This is a genomic window from Kocuria arenosa, from assembly GCF_042879215.1.
GTDB classification, from domain to species: domain Bacteria; phylum Actinomycetota; class Actinomycetes; order Actinomycetales; family Micrococcaceae; genus Kocuria; species Kocuria arenosa.
Map to the genome: position 1 here is coordinate 160,329 of NZ_JBHZTA010000007.1, position 16,082 is coordinate 176,410.

Sequence of the window (16,082 nt, forward strand, 5' to 3'; positions counted from 1 at the left end):
CCGCCACTGCACCGCCACTGAGCCGCCCGGGCGCCGCACCGGGCCCGCGCAGGAGCCGCCGCTGGGCTGCGGCACGGGCCACAATGGGGGCATGAGCAGTCCCCGACGCCACGGTCCCCCCGCCGGGCAGCGGCGGCCGCGGGCCCGCGCCGGCCGCGGCCACCGCGCCCTGACGGCGCTGCTCGCCGCGGGCTGCCTGGGCGTGGCGGGCTGGCTGCACCCCCACTGGGCCCCCGCGCTGGGCCTGGGCGGCGACGACGTCCCGGCGGCCCGCGTCCTCCCGGCGGAGGCGCCGACCCCCGCCGGGGCCGTGCCCCCCGACCCGACCGCCCCCGTGCCCGGCGCCGCGGAGGTGGCCGCGGCGGTGGACCCCGCGCTCGCCGGCGCTCCCGCCGGACGGCGCTCCGTCCTCGTGGCCGACGCCCTCACCGGGGCGCCGCTGCTCGAGCGGGACCCGGACGCGCCACTGGTCCCGGCCTCCAACCAGAAGCTCGTCACGGCGCTGTCCCTGCTCACCCACGCCGACCCCGATCAGCGGCTGCGCACCACGGTGGTCCGGGGGCGGGAGCCGGGCACGGTGGTGCTGGTGGCCGGCGGGGACACCCTGCTGAGCCCGGGCGGCTCCGACCCGGACGCCGTGCTGGGCCGGGCCGGCATCCGTACCCTGGCGGAGGCGACGGCCGAGGCGCTCGCCGAGCGCGGGGCGGCCGTGCCCACCGGCGTGCGGTGGGACGCCGGCCTGTTCCCCGGGCCGGCCCTCAACGAGGACTGGGCCGCGGAGGACGTGGCGGCGGGGCAGATCGGGCCCGTCGCCCCCATGGCGTTCTGGTCCCACCGCGTGCCCGCCGGGGAGGGACCGTCGGACGAGCGGCCCGTGGACGCGGCGCAGGACGTCGCCGAGGCCTTCGCGGCCGAGCTCGCGGCACGGCTCGCCGCGGACGGGGCGCCCGCGCCCGTCCCCGAGGTCGCGCCCGGCCGGGCGCCCGAGGGCGCGGCCGAGCTGGCCGCCGTCGAGTCCGCGACCCTCGCCGAACAGACAGAGCTCATGCTGCAGGAGTCCGACAACCACCTCGCCGAGGTCCTCGCGCGGCTCGCGGCCCGCGCCGCGGACCGGCCCGCGAGCATCGCCGGCGGCCGTGCCGCCGCGGCCGGGGCGCTCGAGGCGCAGGGCATCGGCACGTCCGGCGTCGAGCTCTCCGACGCGTCCGGGATGTCCCTGCGCAACCGGATCCCCGCCCGCGCGCTCGAGCAGGTCGTGCGGGCCATGGTCACCGACCCCACGGGAGCGCTGACGCCGGGCGCCCGGGCGCTTCCGGTGGCCGGCGGCAGCGGGACCCTCGCCGACCGGTTCGACGACGACGCCGAGCGCCCCGGGCGGGGCCTGGCGCGGGCCAAGACGGGCACGCTGAACTCCGTGGTGACCCTCAGCGGCCACGTCACCACGGACGGCGGCCGGCTGCTGACGTTCTCCGTGGTGCTCAACGAGGTCACCGACCCGGCCGCCGCCCGGGACGCCGTGGACCGCGCGGTGGCGGCCCTGGCCCGACTGTGACGGCCCCCGCCGGGTGCTCCCAGGCGCGTGTGGTTGCATGAGGCCATGAGCACAGCACAACGACCGCCGGAGACGGAGGCGCCCGGGATCGTCCGGTGGGACCTCGCGGCCTCCGCCGCCGCCCGGCTCACCCCACCCGGGCCGAAGATGTCCGCCCGGGCCATGCAGGCCGCCGTGGCCTCCATGCGCCGCCACGCCGAGGCGTCGGTGGACCACGTGCACCGGATCACCGGCCTGGAGGCCGCGCGCGACCTCCGGGACTCCACCGTGCTGATCGTGGACCGCGCCGGGTGGTCGAAGGCCAACGCCCAGGCCTTCGAGGTGCTCATGGAGCCGGCGGTCGAGGCCCTGCGCCGGCGCCGTCCCGAGCAGTTCGGCGCGGCCGCCACCGCGCTCGGCGGCACGGCCACCGCCATGGAGATGGCCGCGGTGCTCGGCTTCCTCTCCGCGAAGGTCCTCGGCCAGTACGACCCCTACGCCGGGCTGGTCTCCGCCGTGGCCGCGCAGCGGCACCCCGGCGGGCGGCTGATGCTCGTCGCGCCCAACATCCTCACGGTCGAGCGGGAGCTCAACGTCGAGCCCGAGGACTTCCGGCTGTGGGTCTGCCTGCACGAGCAGACCCACCGCGTGCAGTTCGCCGCGGCCCCGTGGCTGCGCGAGCACATGATCGAGCAGATCAACGAGCTCGCCGACTCCCTCATGGGCCACGCCGAGACCCTCGGAGCGCGGCTCACGGAGGCGGTCCGCTCCCTGCCCGGGCGCGGCTCGGGGACGGAGGAGCCCAGAGCCTCCCTCGGCGTGGTGGGCCTGCTCCTGGGGCGGCGCGAGCGGGAGGTGCTCTCCCACCTCACCGCCGTGATGAGCCTGCTCGAGGGGCACGCGAACTTCGTGATGGACGGGGTGGACGCCTCCGTGGTGCCCTCCGTGAAGACGATCCGGCGGCGCTTCGAGCGGCGCTCCGAGCTGCAGGGCACCCTGGACCGCTTCGTCCGGCGCCTGCTCGGGATGGACGCGAAGATGCGCCAGTACAGCGACGGCCAGCGGTTCGTCTCCACCGTGGTGGGGACCGTGGGGCTGGACCGGTTCAACCGGATCTGGGAGGCCCCGGAGCACCTGCCCACGGAGGCCGAGATCCACGCCCCCGAGCGCTGGATCGAGCGCGTGCTGGGCCCCGACGCACCGCCCCTCCGGGCCGTTCCCGCCCCGGAGACGCCCGGAATGTGGTAGACGCCACGCACCCCCGTTTGACATGCAGATTCATAGACACTATGGCCGGGACGTCCCGTCCCGCCGTCCTCGTTCACAGCGCGACACGCGGTAGGCCGGATCACCATTGTGTGACAAGATTTTTACGTGAGCACAGAGAATATCGAACAGCAGGTCAAGCTGTACGGCCAGCCCCTGTCGGAGCGCTTCGGCACGGTCGTCCAGGCCTACGGCATCACGCAGCGGCGGCTGGCCGAGGTCCTCGGCCTCTCCGCCCCCATGCTGTCGCAGCTCAACAGCGGCCGCCGGATCAAGATCGGCAACCCGGCGGTCTACGAGCGCCTGGTGATGCTGGAGCAGCGCATCGGCACCCCGGACATCGAGGAGACCCTGTCCGCGGTCGAGGCCTCGCAGCCCGTGCTGTCCACCACGCAGATCCAGGCGGGCATCCACAGCGAGACCAACGCCGTGGCGGCCCTCGCCCACGTGGTCCCGCGGCACGAGCTCGAGGCCGCCCTGGACCTGCTCGGCGAGACCGCCCCGACCCTCGCCAAGGTCGTGCGGCTGGCCGTGCGGGAGTCGCAGAACCAGCAGGCCGCGAGCGACCGCGAGGACGCCCGCCGGTGACCCAGTTCGCCCGCCGCGGCCGACTGTCCCCGGACGTCGCCGCGGGGCGGCGCCGCGTGCTCGACTCCGTGCGGCAGCACGTCTCCCAGGTCTGCTCGGAGCCCCCGTTCGTGCTGGTCGCCTGCAGCGGCGGGCCCGACTCGCTCGCGCTGGCCGCCGCCGCGGCCCACTTCGCCCGTCGCGGCACGCTGCGCGTGGGCGCCGTGGTGGTCGACCACGGCCTGCAGGAGGACTCCGCGGCGGTCGCCGCCCGCGCCGCCCGCGCCCTCGAGCAGACCGGGCTGGCGCCCGTCGTCGTCACCGCCGTCACCGTGCGCCAGGACGCGAGCGGGCCCGAGATGGCGGCCCGCACCGCCCGCTACGCGGGCATCGCGGAGGTCGTGGGGCGCACGGGCGCCGACGCCGTCCTGCTCGGGCACACCCTGGACGACCAGGCGGAGTCCGTCCTGCTGGGCCTCGCCCGCGGCTCCGGCACCCGCTCGCTGGCCGGGATGCCCCCCGTGCGCGAGCTCGACGGCGTCACCTACCTCCGCCCGTTCCTCGACCTCTCCCGCGCGCAGACCCTCCGGATCTGCGCCGCCGAGCAGCTCGAGCCCTGGCACGACCCCACGAACCGGGACACCACCCTGATGCGCTCCCGGGTCCGCCACCGCGTGCTCCCGCTGCTGGAGGAGGAGCTCGGCCCCGGGCTGGCCCGCGCCCTGGCCCGGTCCGCGGCGATCCTCGGTCCGGACGCGGACTACCTCGAGCGCGCCGCGGGGGAGCTGCTCGAGCGCGCCCGCGCCGCCGCCCCGGAGCTGCCCGGCTCCCTCGTCCTCGACCTCGCCACCGTGCGGGCGGCGCACGCCGCGCTGCGCCGCCGCGCCCTGTCGGCGGCCGTGGTCGCCGCCGGCGGGCAGACCCCGGCCTACGAGCGGCTCGGCGCGCTGGACGAGTTCGCCGCGGGGCACGGCGCCGCGGGGCCCGTGCAGATGGCGGGTAAGGTGTCGGTGTGGCGCCGCCGCCCGACGGCCGGCACCCGTGGCCCGGGGCACCTGGAGCTCGTCCGCCCGCGGCCCGCGAGCGCCACCCGACCCGCATCCGCATCACACGAGGAGCGCCGTGAAGGCTGAGGACGTCCAGGGGGATCTCACCGAGGTCCTGTACACCAAGGAAGAGATCGACACGAGGATCGCCGAGCTGGCGGCCGCCGTGGACGCCGACTACCGGGGCCGGGACGTCCTGCTCGTGGGCGTGCTCAAGGGCGCGGTGATGGTCATGGCCGACCTGTGCCGGGCGCTCCAGGGCCAGTACCCCATGGACTGGATGGCCGTGTCCTCCTACGGCTCCGGGACCAAGTCCTCGGGCGTGGTCCGCATCCTGAAGGACCTCGACACGGACCTCACGGGACGGGACGTGCTCATCGTCGAGGACATCATCGACTCGGGCCTGACCCTGTCCTGGCTGCGCGCCAACCTCGAGTCCCGCGGCACGGCCTCGGTGGAGATCTGCGCCCTGCTGCGCAAGCCCGAGGCGGCGAAGACCTCCATCGACGTCAAGTACGTGGGCTGGGACATCCCCAACGAGTTCGTGGTGGGCTACGGGCTCGACTACGCCGAGAAGTACCGCAACCTCGACTGCATCGCGACCCTGGCGCCCCACGTCTACGAGTGAGCCGCCGCTCCGCCGGGCGGTTCCCCGGCGGGGTGTCCGCTGACAGGGAACTCCCGGCCCGTTCGGGGCGGAGCCCGGATCCCGGGCTGTACATTGTAGGTCTGCGTCCCCTGGACCCCCGGCCCTGGGCGGGCCCGGGCTCGAGGGGGCCCGGACAATCATCCACGGGAGGATCAGCGGCTTGGCCACGGCGAAAAAACCCAACAACTTCTTCAGAGGACCCTGGTTCTGGGTCCTGCTGGCCGCTCTGATCCTCTTCCCCCTGGTGGGCACGCTCACCACGGGATCCTCCGGGCGCGTGGACACCAACGTCGGGCTCCAGCTGCTCCGCGACGGCCAGGTCTCCGAGGCCAAGATCTACGACGGCCAGCAGAAGGTCGAGCTCCAGCTGGAGGAGGACCTCTCCCTCGACGGCCGGGACCTCGGGCGCAGCGTGGAGTTCTACTACGTCACCCCGCGCGGGGAAGAGGTCGTCGACGCGATGAACGCGGCGGACCTCCAGGGGTTCACGGACCAGCCCGTCGAGTCGAACTGGTTCACCAGCCTCCTCGGCTTCATGCTCCCGTTCCTGATCATCCTGGCCATCTTCTGGTTCGTGTTCTCCCGGATGCAGGGCGGCGGGTCCCAGGTCATGCGCTTCGGGCGCTCGCGGGCCAAGATGTTCGACAAGGACAACCCCACGGTGACCTTCGCCGACGTCGCCGGCGCGGACGAGGCCGTGCAGGAGCTCGACGAGATCAAGCAGTTCCTGGTGGAGCGCGAGCGCTTCACCGCCCTCGGCGCGAAGGTGCCCAAGGGCGTGCTGCTCTACGGCCCGCCCGGCACCGGCAAGACCCTGCTCGCGCGGGCGGTGGCCGGCGAGGCCGGTGTGCCCTTCTTCTCGATCTCCGGCTCCGACTTCGTCGAGATGTTCGTGGGCGTGGGCGCCTCGCGGGTCCGCGACCTGTTCCAGCAGGCCAAGGAGAACGCGCCGGCCATCATCTTCGTGGACGAGATCGACGCCGTGGGCCGCCAGCGCGGCGCGGGCATGGGCGGCGGCAACGACGAGCGCGAGCAGACCCTCAACCAGCTGCTCGTCGAGATGGACGGCTTCGACGCCACGACCAACGTCATCCTGATCGCCGCGACCAACCGCCCCGACGTCCTGGACCCGGCGCTGCTGCGCCCGGGCCGCTTCGACCGCCAGATCGGCGTGGAGGCCCCCGACATGAAGGGCCGCCTCCAGATCCTCCGCGTGCACGCCCAGGGCAAGCCGCTCGCGGACAACGTGGACCTCGCCGCCGTGGCCAAGCGCACCCCCGGCTTCACGGGCGCGGAGCTCGCCAACGTGATGAACGAGGCGGCGCTGCTGACCGCCCGTTCCCACGCCCAGCTCATCGACGACCGGGCCGTGGACGAGGCGATCGACCGCGTCATCGCCGGTCCGCAGAAGCGCAGCCGGATCATGAAGGAGCTCGAGCGCAAGGTCACCGCCTACCACGAGGGCGGGCACGCGCTCGTGGCCGCCGCCCTGCGCAACACGGACCCGGTCACGAAGATCACCATCCTGCCCCGCGGCCGGGCCCTGGGCTACACCATGGTCATGCCCATGGACGACAAGTACTCGACCACCCGCAACGAGCTGCTCGACCAGATGGCCTACGCCATGGGCGGGCGGGCGGCGGAGGAGATCGTGTTCCGCGACCCGTCCACCGGCGCGTCCAACGACATCCAGAAGGCCACCGACACGGCCCGCAAGATGGTCACCCAGTACGGCATGAGCGCCCGCGTGGGCTCGATCAAGCTGGGCGGGGACAGCTCCGAGCCGTTCCTCGGCCGGGACGCCGCCGGCTCGGGCCGGGAGTACTCCGAGCGCACCGCCGCGATCGTGGACGAGGAGGTGCGGGCCCTGCTCGACCAGGCCCACGACGAGGCGCACGCGATCCTGATGGACAACCGACCCGTCCTCGACCGGCTCGCCCTCGAGCTGCTCGAGAAGGAGACGCTCAACGAGGCGCAGATCGCGGACCTCTTCCACGACATCCGCAAGCGGGACCTGAGGCCCGTGTGGCTGTCCAAGGACACCCGGCCGCTCTCCGAGGACCCGCCCGTGGTCACGCAGGCCGAGCGCGAGGAGGCCCGGCGCATCCACGCCCAGGACCCCGCGACCCTGGCCCCGCAGGACCAGGCGGCCGCCGCGAAGCCGGAGCACCCCCTCGAGGTCCCCGAGCGCGGCCACTCGGTGCCGACGGGGGAGGGGGCGGGCTCCGCGAGCACCGCCGGCACCACCCTGGGGCCCGGCACGGACTGAGCCGGGCCTAGGATGGAGCGACAGCCGGTCGCGTCCGCCGACTCCCGTTCCGCCCGGCAGACCCGGCAGACCCGGCCGAGCCGGCAGATCCCGAAGGAGGGCGCGTTGCCCCACGAGGCCCGCACGAAGCAGACGAGCGCGCACGACCCGCGCGCGGAGGCGTTCGACCCGCCGTACCCCGACGCCGCCCCCGAGCTGGAGGCCGGCGCCGGGGCGGTCGACCAGCAGCGCGTCGCGGCGGCCGTGCGCGAGCTGCTGCTGGCGATCGGCGAGGACCCCGACCGGGACGGCCTCCAGGGCACCCCGGGGCGCGTGGCGCGGGCGTACGCGGAGATGTTCGCGGGCCTGCACCAGGACCCCGCCGAGGTGCTCGGGACGACCTTCGACATCGGCCACTCCGAGATGGTCCTCGTCAAGGACATCCCCTTCTACTCGACCTGCGAGCACCACCTCGTCCCGTTCCACGGGCACGCCCACGTGGGCTACATCCCCGGTCACGACGGGATGGTCACCGGCCTGAGCAAGCTCGCACGCCTCGTGGACCTCTTCGCCCGCCGGCCCCAGGTCCAGGAGCGGCTGACCACCCAGGTGGTGGAGGCGATCGTGGAGCACCTCGCCCCGGCCGGGGTGATCGTGGTGGTCGAGTGCGAGCACCTGTGCATGTCCATGCGGGGCGTGCGCAAGCCGGGCGCGAAGACCGTCACCTCGGCGGTGCGCGGCCAGCTGCGCGAGCCCGCCACCCGTGCCGAGGCGATGAGCCTCATCCTGGGACGCTGAGCACGTGACGACTCCCCGCCCCACCGACCCCGCGCACCGGCCCTCCGGCTGGGGCTCCTTCGAGCACCTGCCCACCGGGCGCACGCTGGTCATGGGCATCCTCAACGTCACCCCCGACTCCTTCAGCGACGGCGGCGAGCACGCCGCGCACGAGGCCGCGATCGCGCACGGGCTGCGCATGCTGGCCGAGGGCGCCGACATCGTGGACGTCGGGGGCGAGTCCACCCGGCCCGGCTCCGAGCGGATCGCCCCCGCCGAGGAGCGGCGCCGGATCCTGCCCGTGGTCGAGGCCCTCGCCGCCGCGGGGGCGGTGCTCAGCGTCGACACGCTCCACGCCGGGACCGCCGAGGCCGTCCTGGACGCCGGGGCGCACATCGTCAACGACGTCTCGGGTCTGGGCGCGACCCAGGACATGATCGACCTGGTCGCCGAGCGGCAGGCGCCCTACGTCCTCATGCACGCCCGCGGCCTGCCCGACGTGCAGGACTCCCGGGCCGTCTACGACGACGTCGCCGGGGAGGTGCTCGGCGAGCTCGAGGAGCTGACGGGGCGCTGCCTGGCGGCCGGCCTGGCCCCCGAGAAGCTGGTCCTGGACCCCGGGCTGGGCTTCGACAAGCGCGGGGCCCAGAACTGGGAGCTGCTCCGGGCGCTGCCGCGCTTCACGGCCACCGGCCACAAGGTGCTCGTGGCGGCGTCCCGCAAGCGCTTCCTCGGCACCCTTCTCGAGCAGGACGGCGCCCCCCGACCGGCGGCCGGGCGGGACGCGGCGACGGCCGCGATCAGTGCGCTGTCCGCCCACGCCGGGGCGTGGTGCGTGCGCGTCCACGCGGTGCGCCCGAGCGTCGACGCCGTGGCCGCCGCGCACGCCTGGCGCGGCGTGGAGCCGGCCCTCCTGCGTCCCGGCGCGGGCGTGCTGCCGGCGGCGTCCTCCGGAGCGGGCCGGTGAACCGGGTGCCGCGCGAGGACGCGGACGCCGCCCGCATGCGCGCCGGGGACCGGGCGGGCCGCCAGCACGTCCCGGTGTCCACCACGCGGTCCCCCGACCGCCGGGACCGGATCAACCTCCTGGGCATCGGCGCGGTGGGCTACCACGGGGTCTTCGACCAGGAGAAGCGCAGCGGACAGCCCTTCTTCGTGGACCTGGTCATGTACCTGGACCTGGCCGCGGCGGGGGCCACCGACGACGTCGCCCTGACCGCCCACTACGGCGAGGTCGCCGAGGAGGTGCGGGACATCGTCATCGGTCCCAGCGTCAACCTGCTCGAGACCCTCGCCGACCAGGTCGCCCGGCGGCTGCTCGACCGCTTCCCGCTCGACGCGGTGGAGGTCACCGTGCACAAGCCCAAGGCGCCCATCGAGGTGACGTTCTCCGACGTGTCCGTGACGATCTACCGGGAGCGCTGACGTGGGCACCCGGGCCGTCCTCGCCCTCGGCGCCAACCTCGGCGACCGGGAGGCCACCCTGCGCCGCGCCGCCCAGGATTTGGCCGGCCACCCGCGGATCACGCTGACCCGAGCCTCCCCCATCGTGCGCTCCAAGCCGGTCGGCGGACCGGCCGGCCAGGGCGACTATCTGAACGCCGTCGTCGAGGTGGAGACCGACCTGAGCCCCTTCGGGCTGCTGCGGGCGTGCCAGGAGGTGGAGGAGCGCCACCACCGGACCCGCACCCAGCGCTGGGGCCCGCGCACCCTCGACGTCGACATCATCGTCTACGGGGACCTGCGCCTGGACGAGCCGGACCTCACCGTGCCCCACCTGCGCGCCGGCACCCGCGCGTTCGTGCTCGTGCCCTGGGCCCTCATGGACCCCGGCGCGACGCTCGAGGGACGCGGCGTCGCCGAGCTGGCCCGCGGGGCGGCGGACCTCGGCGGCCTGGGGCCGGACACGATCCCGCTGCTGGCCGAGGACCCCGCCCCCGGCGGGGACGGGGACTGAGGAGGAGCCGCCGTGCACGTGCTCACGGTCCCGGCGCTGCTGATGTGCGCCGCCGCCGCCGGCGCCGTCGGCTGGACCGCCAACCGGCTCTCCACGGCGGCGGGCGGGCCGCTGCTGATCCTGCCGTGGGCCTCGCTCGCGGCCCTCGCCTCCGTCGCGGCGGCCCTGCTGGTGCTGGGCGTGCGGGTCAAGCGCCACCAGGACGGGGCGCACCCGGAGCGCTTCGACCCGCTCGTCGCGGCCCGCACCGCGGCCGGGGCGCAAGCGGTGGCCTGGGCGGGGGCGATGCTGACCGGCTGGCACGCCGCCGTCGCCGTCGAGCAGCTCGCCCTCGTGTCCGTGCGCTCCGAGCAGGGCCCGCTGTGGGCCAGCCTGGTGCACGCCGGGGCCGGGCTCGTCCTCGTCGTGGTGGGCTGGATCGTGGAAGGCTTCTGCAAACTGCCGCCGGACGATCCCGACGCGGAGGAGGGCGCCGAGTACCGTAGGGGACGGCAGAAGGAGCTCCCCGAGGGAGAAGGTGGTTATGCCCGAGAGATCCGCCCGCGCGCCCGGCGGCGGACCCGTGGCCGGGACGCCCGGTGACCGGGTGCCCCTGAGCAACCCCGCGATCGACCCCGAGGGCCTGGCCTGGACCCGGGTCTCGCCCCGGCACCTCACCGTGGTGGTGCTCTCCACCCTCCTCAGCACCCTGTTCTGGCTCGCGGCCCTGGGCTGGCCCGCGGTGCTGGCGGCCACGGGCGTCTGGTCCGGAGCCCCTCTGGGCCTGCTGCTGCTGCCGCCCGCGGCCGTCCTGGCGGCCGGCCTGCTCTCGGTGCTCCTGGCCCCGCGGCGGGTCCGGGCGCTGGGCTACGCCGAGCGCGGCGAGGACCTGCTCGTGCGGCGGGGCCTGCTCTACCAGCGCGTCACGGTCATCCCCTACGGGCGGATGCAGTACGTGGACGTGTCGGTCTCCCCGCTGCAGCGCAGCTTCGGCCTGGCCACCGTGAAGCTGCACACCGCGGCCGTGGGCAGCCACGCCGAGATCCCCGGGGTGGAGCACGCCGAGGCGTCCCGGTTGCGCGAGCGGCTCACCGCGCGCGGCGAGGCCCTCCTGGCGGGCCTGTGAGCGCTGGGCCCGCCCCCGCGGCGGCTGCGCAGTGGCACCGTGTCCACCCGCTCACCCCGGTGGTCAAGGGGTGGCTCGCGATGCTCGTGATCGCGGGGGCCGTCGTCAACATCCTCCTCGACGACCTCCTCAACGCCTATCTCGGCCGCGGGGACGCCGTGCCGCCCCAGGACTTCGACCCCGCCCGGATGGGCACCGCGTTCTGGTGGGTGCTGGCCGGGATCGTGCTGGTCGTGCTGCTCGTCTTCGCGGCGGCCGTGCTGGTCTCGTGGTGGTTCACCCGCTACCAGGTGACCCCGGAGCACGTGCGGATCCGCTCCGGGGTGCTCTTCCGGCAGGAGCGCCAGGCCCGGCTGGACCGGGTGCAGGCCATCGACATCCACCGCCCGTTCCTGCCCCGGCTGCTGGGGCTGGCCGAGCTGAAGTTCGAGGTGGCCGACGCCGGGCAGTCCGCGGTGTCCCTGTCCTACCTCACCCACCCCCAGGCCCGCGTGCTGCGCGGGGAGCTGCTGGGCCGGCTCGGCCTGGCCGCCCCGGTCCGGGGTCGCTCCGCCCCGGCGCCCGGCGGGACGCCCGGCGCGCCCGTGCGGCGGCCGGCGCCCTGGGCGGTGACCGGGGACCAGGAGCGCCCGGTGCTCGGGGTGCCGGTGCCGCGGCTGATCGGCTCGGTGCTCGCCTCGGGCTCCGCCGTCGCCCTGGCCGTGCTGCTGGCGGCCGCGCCGCTCGCCCTGCTGGCGGACCCCCGGACCGGGCCGGCGATGCTCGCGGCCTGGCTGCCCGGGCTGATCAGCTTCGGCGCCGTCTCCTACCGCAGGGTCGAGCAGGGCTACCACTTCCGGCTGCTGCGCGTGCCCGAGGGCATGCGCGTGCGCTACGGCCTGTTCAGCGTCCGCTCCCAGACCGTCCCGGCGGGGCGGATCCAGGCGGTGGGCGTGGACCAGCCGCTGCTCTGGCGGGCCTTCGGCTGGTACCGGGTGCGGGTCAACGTGGCCGGCTACGGTCCCGCGGCGGGGGAGAGCGACGCCATGCGCTCCACCCTGCTGCCCGTCGGCACCCTGCCCCAGGTGCACCAGGTCCTGCACCTCGCGCTGCCCGGCGCCCGGGACGGGGACCTCGCGGCGCTGCTGCGGGAAGGCCTGCACGGGCTGGGCGCGCAGGGCCGGTTCACCACCTCCCCGCGCCGGGCCCGGTGGCTCGACCCCCTGGTGCACCGCCGGACCGGCTTCGCCGCGACCGGCGACGTCCTCGCGGTCCGGTCCGGGCGGCTGAGCCGGCGCACCGCCGTGCTGCCCCACGAGAAGACCCAGTCGGTGGCCGTGAGCCAGGGCCCGCTCGAGCGGGCGCTGAGGCTCGCCGACGTCCACCTGCACTCCACGCCCGGGCCCGTGACCGTGACGGTCCCGCACCTCGACACCGGGGACGCCCGGGCGCTCGCCGCGGCACAGGCGGCGCACGCGGCCGGGGCCCGTAGACTGGCCGACGGCCCGAGCCGCCCCCCGACCCCCCGGCAGGAGAACGCATGACCCACCCGTCCGACCGCCCGGGACGCCTCGGGGTCGGGGTCGTCAGCGCCGGAAAGGTGGGCGCGGTCCTGGGTGCTGCGCTGCGCGCCGCCGGCCACGCCGTCGTCGGCGTCAACGCCGTCTCCGAGGCCAGCCGGGACCGGGCCGAGGCCCTCCTGCCCGGGGTGCCCGTCCTCGACGTCCCCGCCGTGCTGGAGCGCGCCGAGCTCGTGCTGCTCGCCGTGCCCGACGACGAGCTGCCCGGGCTCGTGCAGGGCCTCGCCGACGCCGGGCTGTGGCAGGCCGGCCAGCTCGTGGTGCACACCGCGGGCCGCTGGGGCACCGTCGTCCTGGACCCGGCCCGCCGGCTTGGGGCGATCCCGCTCGCGATCCACCCGGCCATGACCTTCACGGGCATGAGCCTCGACCTGACCCGTCTGAGCGACTGTTCGTTCGGCATCACGGCCCCGGCCCCGGTCCTGCCCATCGCCCAGGCCCTCGCGGTCGAGATGGGCGCCGAGCCCGTGGTGGTCGCGGAGGCCGACCGCCCGCTGTACCACGCGGCCCTCGCCCACGGCGCCAACCACCTGATGACCGTCGCCGGGCAGTCCATGCAGGTGCTCCGCGACATCGGGGTGGAGCGCCCCGACCGGATGATCGGGCCCCTGCTGCGCGCCACCCTGGACAACGCCCTGGCCGCGGGGGAGTCGGCGCTCACCGGACCCGTGGCCCGCGGCGACGCGGGGACCGTGGCAGCCCACCGGGACGCCCTCGACGAGTACGCCCACGGCCACGGCGGCGACGACGTCCTCCTGGCCTACCTGGACCTCGCCCGCGTCACCGCCCGCCGCGCCCTGGACCGCGGCCTGCTCGACCGCCGCCGCTACGACGCCGTGCTCGCCGCCCTCGAGCTCACCCACGGCCCCGACGGCCCCGACGGAGAGGACACCCCGTGAGCACCCCCGCCAGCGCCCCCCGCGTCTGCCGGGGCGTCGAGGAGTTCCGGGCCGCCCTCGCCGACCGGCTCGGCGCGGTGCCGGAACGGGCGCCTAGAGAGCCGGCGTCGCTGGGCCTCGTGCCCACCATGGGCGCCCTGCACGAGGGGCACGGCCACCTGGTGCGCCTCGCCCGGGAGGAGAACACCGTGGTCGCGGTCTCGGTCTTCGTCAACCCGCTGCAGTTCGGCCCGGACGAGGACTTCGGGCGCTACCCGCGCACCCTCGAGGCCGACGTCGAGCTGCTCGCCCGGTTCGGCGCCGACCTCGTGTTCGCCCCGTCCCTGGCCGAGATGTACCCCGACGGGGAGCCCCTCGTGCGCGTCACCTCCGGCCGGCTGGGCTCCGTGCTCGACGGCGCGAGCCGCCCCGGCCACTTCGACGGCGCCCTGACGGTGGTCAACAAGCTCCTCAACATCACCGCTCCGCCCGGGCCGGCGGCGTTCCGGGCGTACTTCGGGGAGAAGGACGCCCAGCAGCTGCTCCTCGTGCGCCGGATGGTCGCAGACTTCGACCTGCCCGTCACCGTCCGGCCCGTGCCCATCGTGCGCGACGACGACGGACTGGCCCTGTCCTCCCGCAACCGCTACCTCGATGCCGCGCAGCGCCGGTCCGCGCTCGTGCTCCCGCGCACGCTGCGGGCGCTCGCCGCCGGGGAGCTGGAGCTCGAGGCGGCCCGGCGGCGGATCGACGCCGAGGACGGGGTCCGGCTGGACTACCTCGTCGTCGTCGATCCCCGCACCCTGGCGCCGGTCGAGCCGGCGCCCGGTGCCCTCGCCCTCGTGGCCGCCCACGTGGGCGGCACCCGGCTGATCGACAACCTCGTGCTCTGAGCACCCGGACCGGGATTTGACCCTCCCCGTTATCCTGGACAACTGTGACCAACGCGCAGAACACCTCCCCGACCGCCCAGGACGAGGCCGAGCAGGCCGAGCTCTCGGACCAGATGCAGTTCCGGCTCGCCAAGCGTGCCCGGCTCCTCGAGTCGGGCCGGGAGGCCTACCCCGTGGGCGTGGAGCGCACCCACACCCTCGCGGAGGTGCGGGAGGCCCACAGCCACCTCGAGCCCGGCGAGGAGACCGGGCAGTTCGTCGGCGTGGCCGGGCGCGTGGTCTTCGTGCGCAACACCGGCAAGCTGTGCTTCGCCACCCTCCAGGAGGGGGACGGCACCCGCCTGCAGGTCATGCTCTCCCGGGCCGAGGTGGGGGAGGACTCCCTGGCGGAGTGGAAGTCACTCGTGGACCTCGGCGACTTCGTGGCCGTGCACGGTGAGGTCGTCGCCTCCCGCCGCGGCGAGCTCTCGGTGATGGCCGACGCCTGGGCCATGGCGTCGAAGGCGATCCGGCCCCTGCCCACGCTGCACAACGAGCTCAACGAGGAGACCCGGGTGCGCCGGCGCTACCTCGACCTCATCGTCCGGCCCGAGGCCCGCGACGTCGTCGTGCAACGGGCACGGATCATCCAGACGGTGCGCAACGTCCTCGTCGACCGCGGCTACGTGGAGATCGAGACGCCGATCCTGCAGCTCGTGCACGGCGGCGCCACGGCCCGGCCGTTCGAGACCCACCTCAACGCGTTCGACCAGGACATGACCCTGCGCATCGCCACGGAGCTCTACCTCAAGCGCGCCGTGGTCGGCGGGATCGAGCGGGTCTTCGAGATCGGCCGGGTCTTCCGCAACGAGGGCGTCGACTCCTCGCACAGCCCCGAGTTCACCACCCTGGAGGCCTACGAGGCCTACGCCGACCAGTTCACGATGGCCGAGCGGATCAAGGAAATCATCCTCGCGTGCGCCGACGCCCTGGGCGTCGACACGATCGAGACGGAGAAGGGCACGATCGACCTGCGCGGGGAGTGGCGCTGGCTGTCCGTCTATCCGGCCCTGTCCGAGGCCGTGGGGCAGCGGATCACCCCGGAGACACCGGTGGAGACCCTGCACCGGATCGCCGAGGAGCACGAGGTCCCCGTCGGACCGATGTGGGACGCGGAGAAGTACGTGCTCGAGCTGTTCGGCGAGATCGTGGAGCCCACCCTGGTCCAGCCGACCTTCGTGTGCGACTACCCGCCCTCGGCGCAGCCGCTCGCCCGCCAGCACCGCTCCGAGCACGGCCTGATCGAGGCGTGGGACCTGATCATCGGCGGGATGGAGCGCGGCACGGCGTTCTCCGAGCTGATCGACCCCGTGGTCCAGCGCGAGCGGCTCACCGAGCAGTCCCACCGGGCCGCGGCCGGCGACGACGAGGCCATGCGGCTGGACGAGGACTTCCTGCGCGCCCTCGAGCACGGCGCCCCGCCGATGGGCGGGCTGGGCCTGGGCCTGGACCGGCTCATCATGCTCTTCACCGACCTGGGGATCCGGGAGACCATCCTGTTCCCCCTCATGAAGCCGGAGCAGGACTGAGCGCGGGGCCGCGGCCCCGCGCCATCCTCAGCCTCCGC

Annotated in this window: 16 protein-coding genes; all 16 read left to right on the forward strand. The window is 75.0% G+C overall.

From position 1 onward, the window contains the following. The first annotated feature begins 91 nt into the window (after window positions 1-91). Complete coding sequence (gene dacB, locus ACFYE3_RS13220) at window positions 92-1,552, forward strand: D-alanyl-D-alanine carboxypeptidase/D-alanyl-D-alanine endopeptidase (protein WP_387609897.1); 1,461 nt, start codon at window positions 92-94, stop codon at window positions 1,550-1,552. A gap of 45 nt (window positions 1,553-1,597) precedes the next feature. Beyond that, window positions 1,598-2,779 carry a zinc-dependent metalloprotease gene (locus tag ACFYE3_RS13225; RefSeq protein WP_387609900.1) on the forward strand — a complete coding sequence of 394 codons (1,182 nt, stop codon included), beginning with the start codon at window positions 1,598-1,600 and terminating at the stop codon, window positions 2,777-2,779. A 126-nt stretch (window positions 2,780-2,905) separates the two neighbouring features. Further along, entirely contained in the window at window positions 2,906-3,385 is a 480-nt protein-coding gene (locus tag ACFYE3_RS13230) for a hypothetical protein (protein ID WP_058875279.1), read from the forward strand. Continuing rightward, the gene (gene tilS, locus ACFYE3_RS13235; RefSeq protein ID WP_387609903.1) at window positions 3,382-4,497 is read left to right on the forward strand and encodes a tRNA lysidine(34) synthetase TilS; all 1,116 of its coding nucleotides are present in this window, start codon (window positions 3,382-3,384) and stop codon (window positions 4,495-4,497) included. The genes ACFYE3_RS13230 and tilS overlap by 4 nt, the downstream gene beginning before the upstream one ends. Then, complete coding sequence (gene hpt, locus ACFYE3_RS13240; protein WP_058875281.1) at window positions 4,487-5,038, forward strand: hypoxanthine phosphoribosyltransferase; 552 nt, start codon at window positions 4,487-4,489, stop codon at window positions 5,036-5,038. The genes tilS and hpt overlap by 11 nt, the downstream gene beginning before the upstream one ends. Window positions 5,039-5,219: 181 nt before the next feature. Then, window positions 5,220-7,328, forward strand: coding sequence for an ATP-dependent zinc metalloprotease FtsH (gene ftsH / locus ACFYE3_RS13245; protein ID WP_387609905.1), 2,109 nt, complete (start codon window positions 5,220-5,222; stop codon window positions 7,326-7,328). A 12-nt stretch (window positions 7,329-7,340) separates the two neighbouring features. Further along, window positions 7,341-8,105 carry a GTP cyclohydrolase I FolE gene (gene folE / locus ACFYE3_RS13250; protein WP_387609907.1) on the forward strand — a complete coding sequence of 255 codons (765 nt, stop codon included), beginning with the start codon at window positions 7,341-7,343 and terminating at the stop codon, window positions 8,103-8,105. Between the two features lie 4 nt (window positions 8,106-8,109). Beyond that, window positions 8,110-9,051 (forward strand): dihydropteroate synthase, encoded by a 942-nt coding sequence (folP, locus tag ACFYE3_RS13255; protein ID WP_387609908.1) that lies wholly within the window; start codon window positions 8,110-8,112, stop codon window positions 9,049-9,051. Next, window positions 9,048-9,509 carry a dihydroneopterin aldolase gene (gene folB / locus ACFYE3_RS13260; RefSeq protein ID WP_368832676.1) on the forward strand — a complete coding sequence of 154 codons (462 nt, stop codon included), beginning with the start codon at window positions 9,048-9,050 and terminating at the stop codon, window positions 9,507-9,509. The genes folP and folB overlap by 4 nt, the downstream gene beginning before the upstream one ends. A gap of 1 nt (window position 9,510) precedes the next feature. After that, window positions 9,511-10,041: a 2-amino-4-hydroxy-6-hydroxymethyldihydropteridine diphosphokinase gene (gene folK, locus ACFYE3_RS13265; protein WP_387609910.1), complete on the forward strand. Its 531-nt coding sequence runs from the start codon at window positions 9,511-9,513 to the stop codon at window positions 10,039-10,041. Window positions 10,042-10,053: 12 nt separating this feature from the next. Beyond that, the gene (locus tag ACFYE3_RS13270) at window positions 10,054-10,623 is read left to right on the forward strand and encodes a DUF3180 domain-containing protein (protein WP_387609911.1); all 570 of its coding nucleotides are present in this window, start codon (window positions 10,054-10,056) and stop codon (window positions 10,621-10,623) included. A gap of 10 nt (window positions 10,624-10,633) precedes the next feature. Further along, a complete protein-coding gene (locus ACFYE3_RS13275; RefSeq protein WP_368832700.1) occupies window positions 10,634-11,146 on the forward strand; it encodes a PH domain-containing protein in 513 nt (170 codons plus the stop codon). Then, window positions 11,143-12,669: a PH domain-containing protein gene (locus tag ACFYE3_RS13280; protein ID WP_387609913.1), complete on the forward strand. Its 1,527-nt coding sequence runs from the start codon at window positions 11,143-11,145 to the stop codon at window positions 12,667-12,669. The genes ACFYE3_RS13275 and ACFYE3_RS13280 overlap by 4 nt, the downstream gene beginning before the upstream one ends. Then, window positions 12,666-13,604, forward strand: coding sequence for a Rossmann-like and DUF2520 domain-containing protein (locus tag ACFYE3_RS13285; protein ID WP_387609915.1), 939 nt, complete (start codon window positions 12,666-12,668; stop codon window positions 13,602-13,604). The genes ACFYE3_RS13280 and ACFYE3_RS13285 overlap by 4 nt, the downstream gene beginning before the upstream one ends. Then, on the forward strand, window positions 13,601-14,476 hold the full coding sequence (gene panC, locus ACFYE3_RS13290; RefSeq protein ID WP_387609917.1) for a pantoate--beta-alanine ligase: 876 nt from the start codon (window positions 13,601-13,603) through the stop codon (window positions 14,474-14,476). Before ACFYE3_RS13285 ends, panC begins: the two co-directional genes overlap by 4 nt. Before the next feature lie 44 nt (window positions 14,477-14,520). Further along, on the forward strand, window positions 14,521-16,044 hold the full coding sequence (lysS, locus tag ACFYE3_RS13295) for a lysine--tRNA ligase (RefSeq protein ID WP_387609919.1): 1,524 nt from the start codon (window positions 14,521-14,523) through the stop codon (window positions 16,042-16,044). Window positions 16,045-16,082 lie beyond the last annotated feature (38 nt).

What these genes read in the sequence shown, in the direction of transcription:
- dacB (WP_387609897.1), top strand. Translation starts at nt 92, where the DNA reads ATGAGCAGTCCCCGACGCCACGGTCCCCCCGCCGGGCAGCGGCGGCCG.
- ACFYE3_RS13225 (WP_387609900.1), top strand. Translation starts at nt 1,598, where the DNA reads ATGAGCACAGCACAACGACCGCCGGAGACGGAGGCGCCCGGGATCGTC.
- folE (WP_387609907.1), top strand. Translation starts at nt 7,341, where the DNA reads ATGGAGCGACAGCCGGTCGCGTCCGCCGACTCCCGTTCCGCCCGGCAG.
- ACFYE3_RS13285 (WP_387609915.1), top strand. Translation starts at nt 12,666, where the DNA reads ATGACCCACCCGTCCGACCGCCCGGGACGCCTCGGGGTCGGGGTCGTC.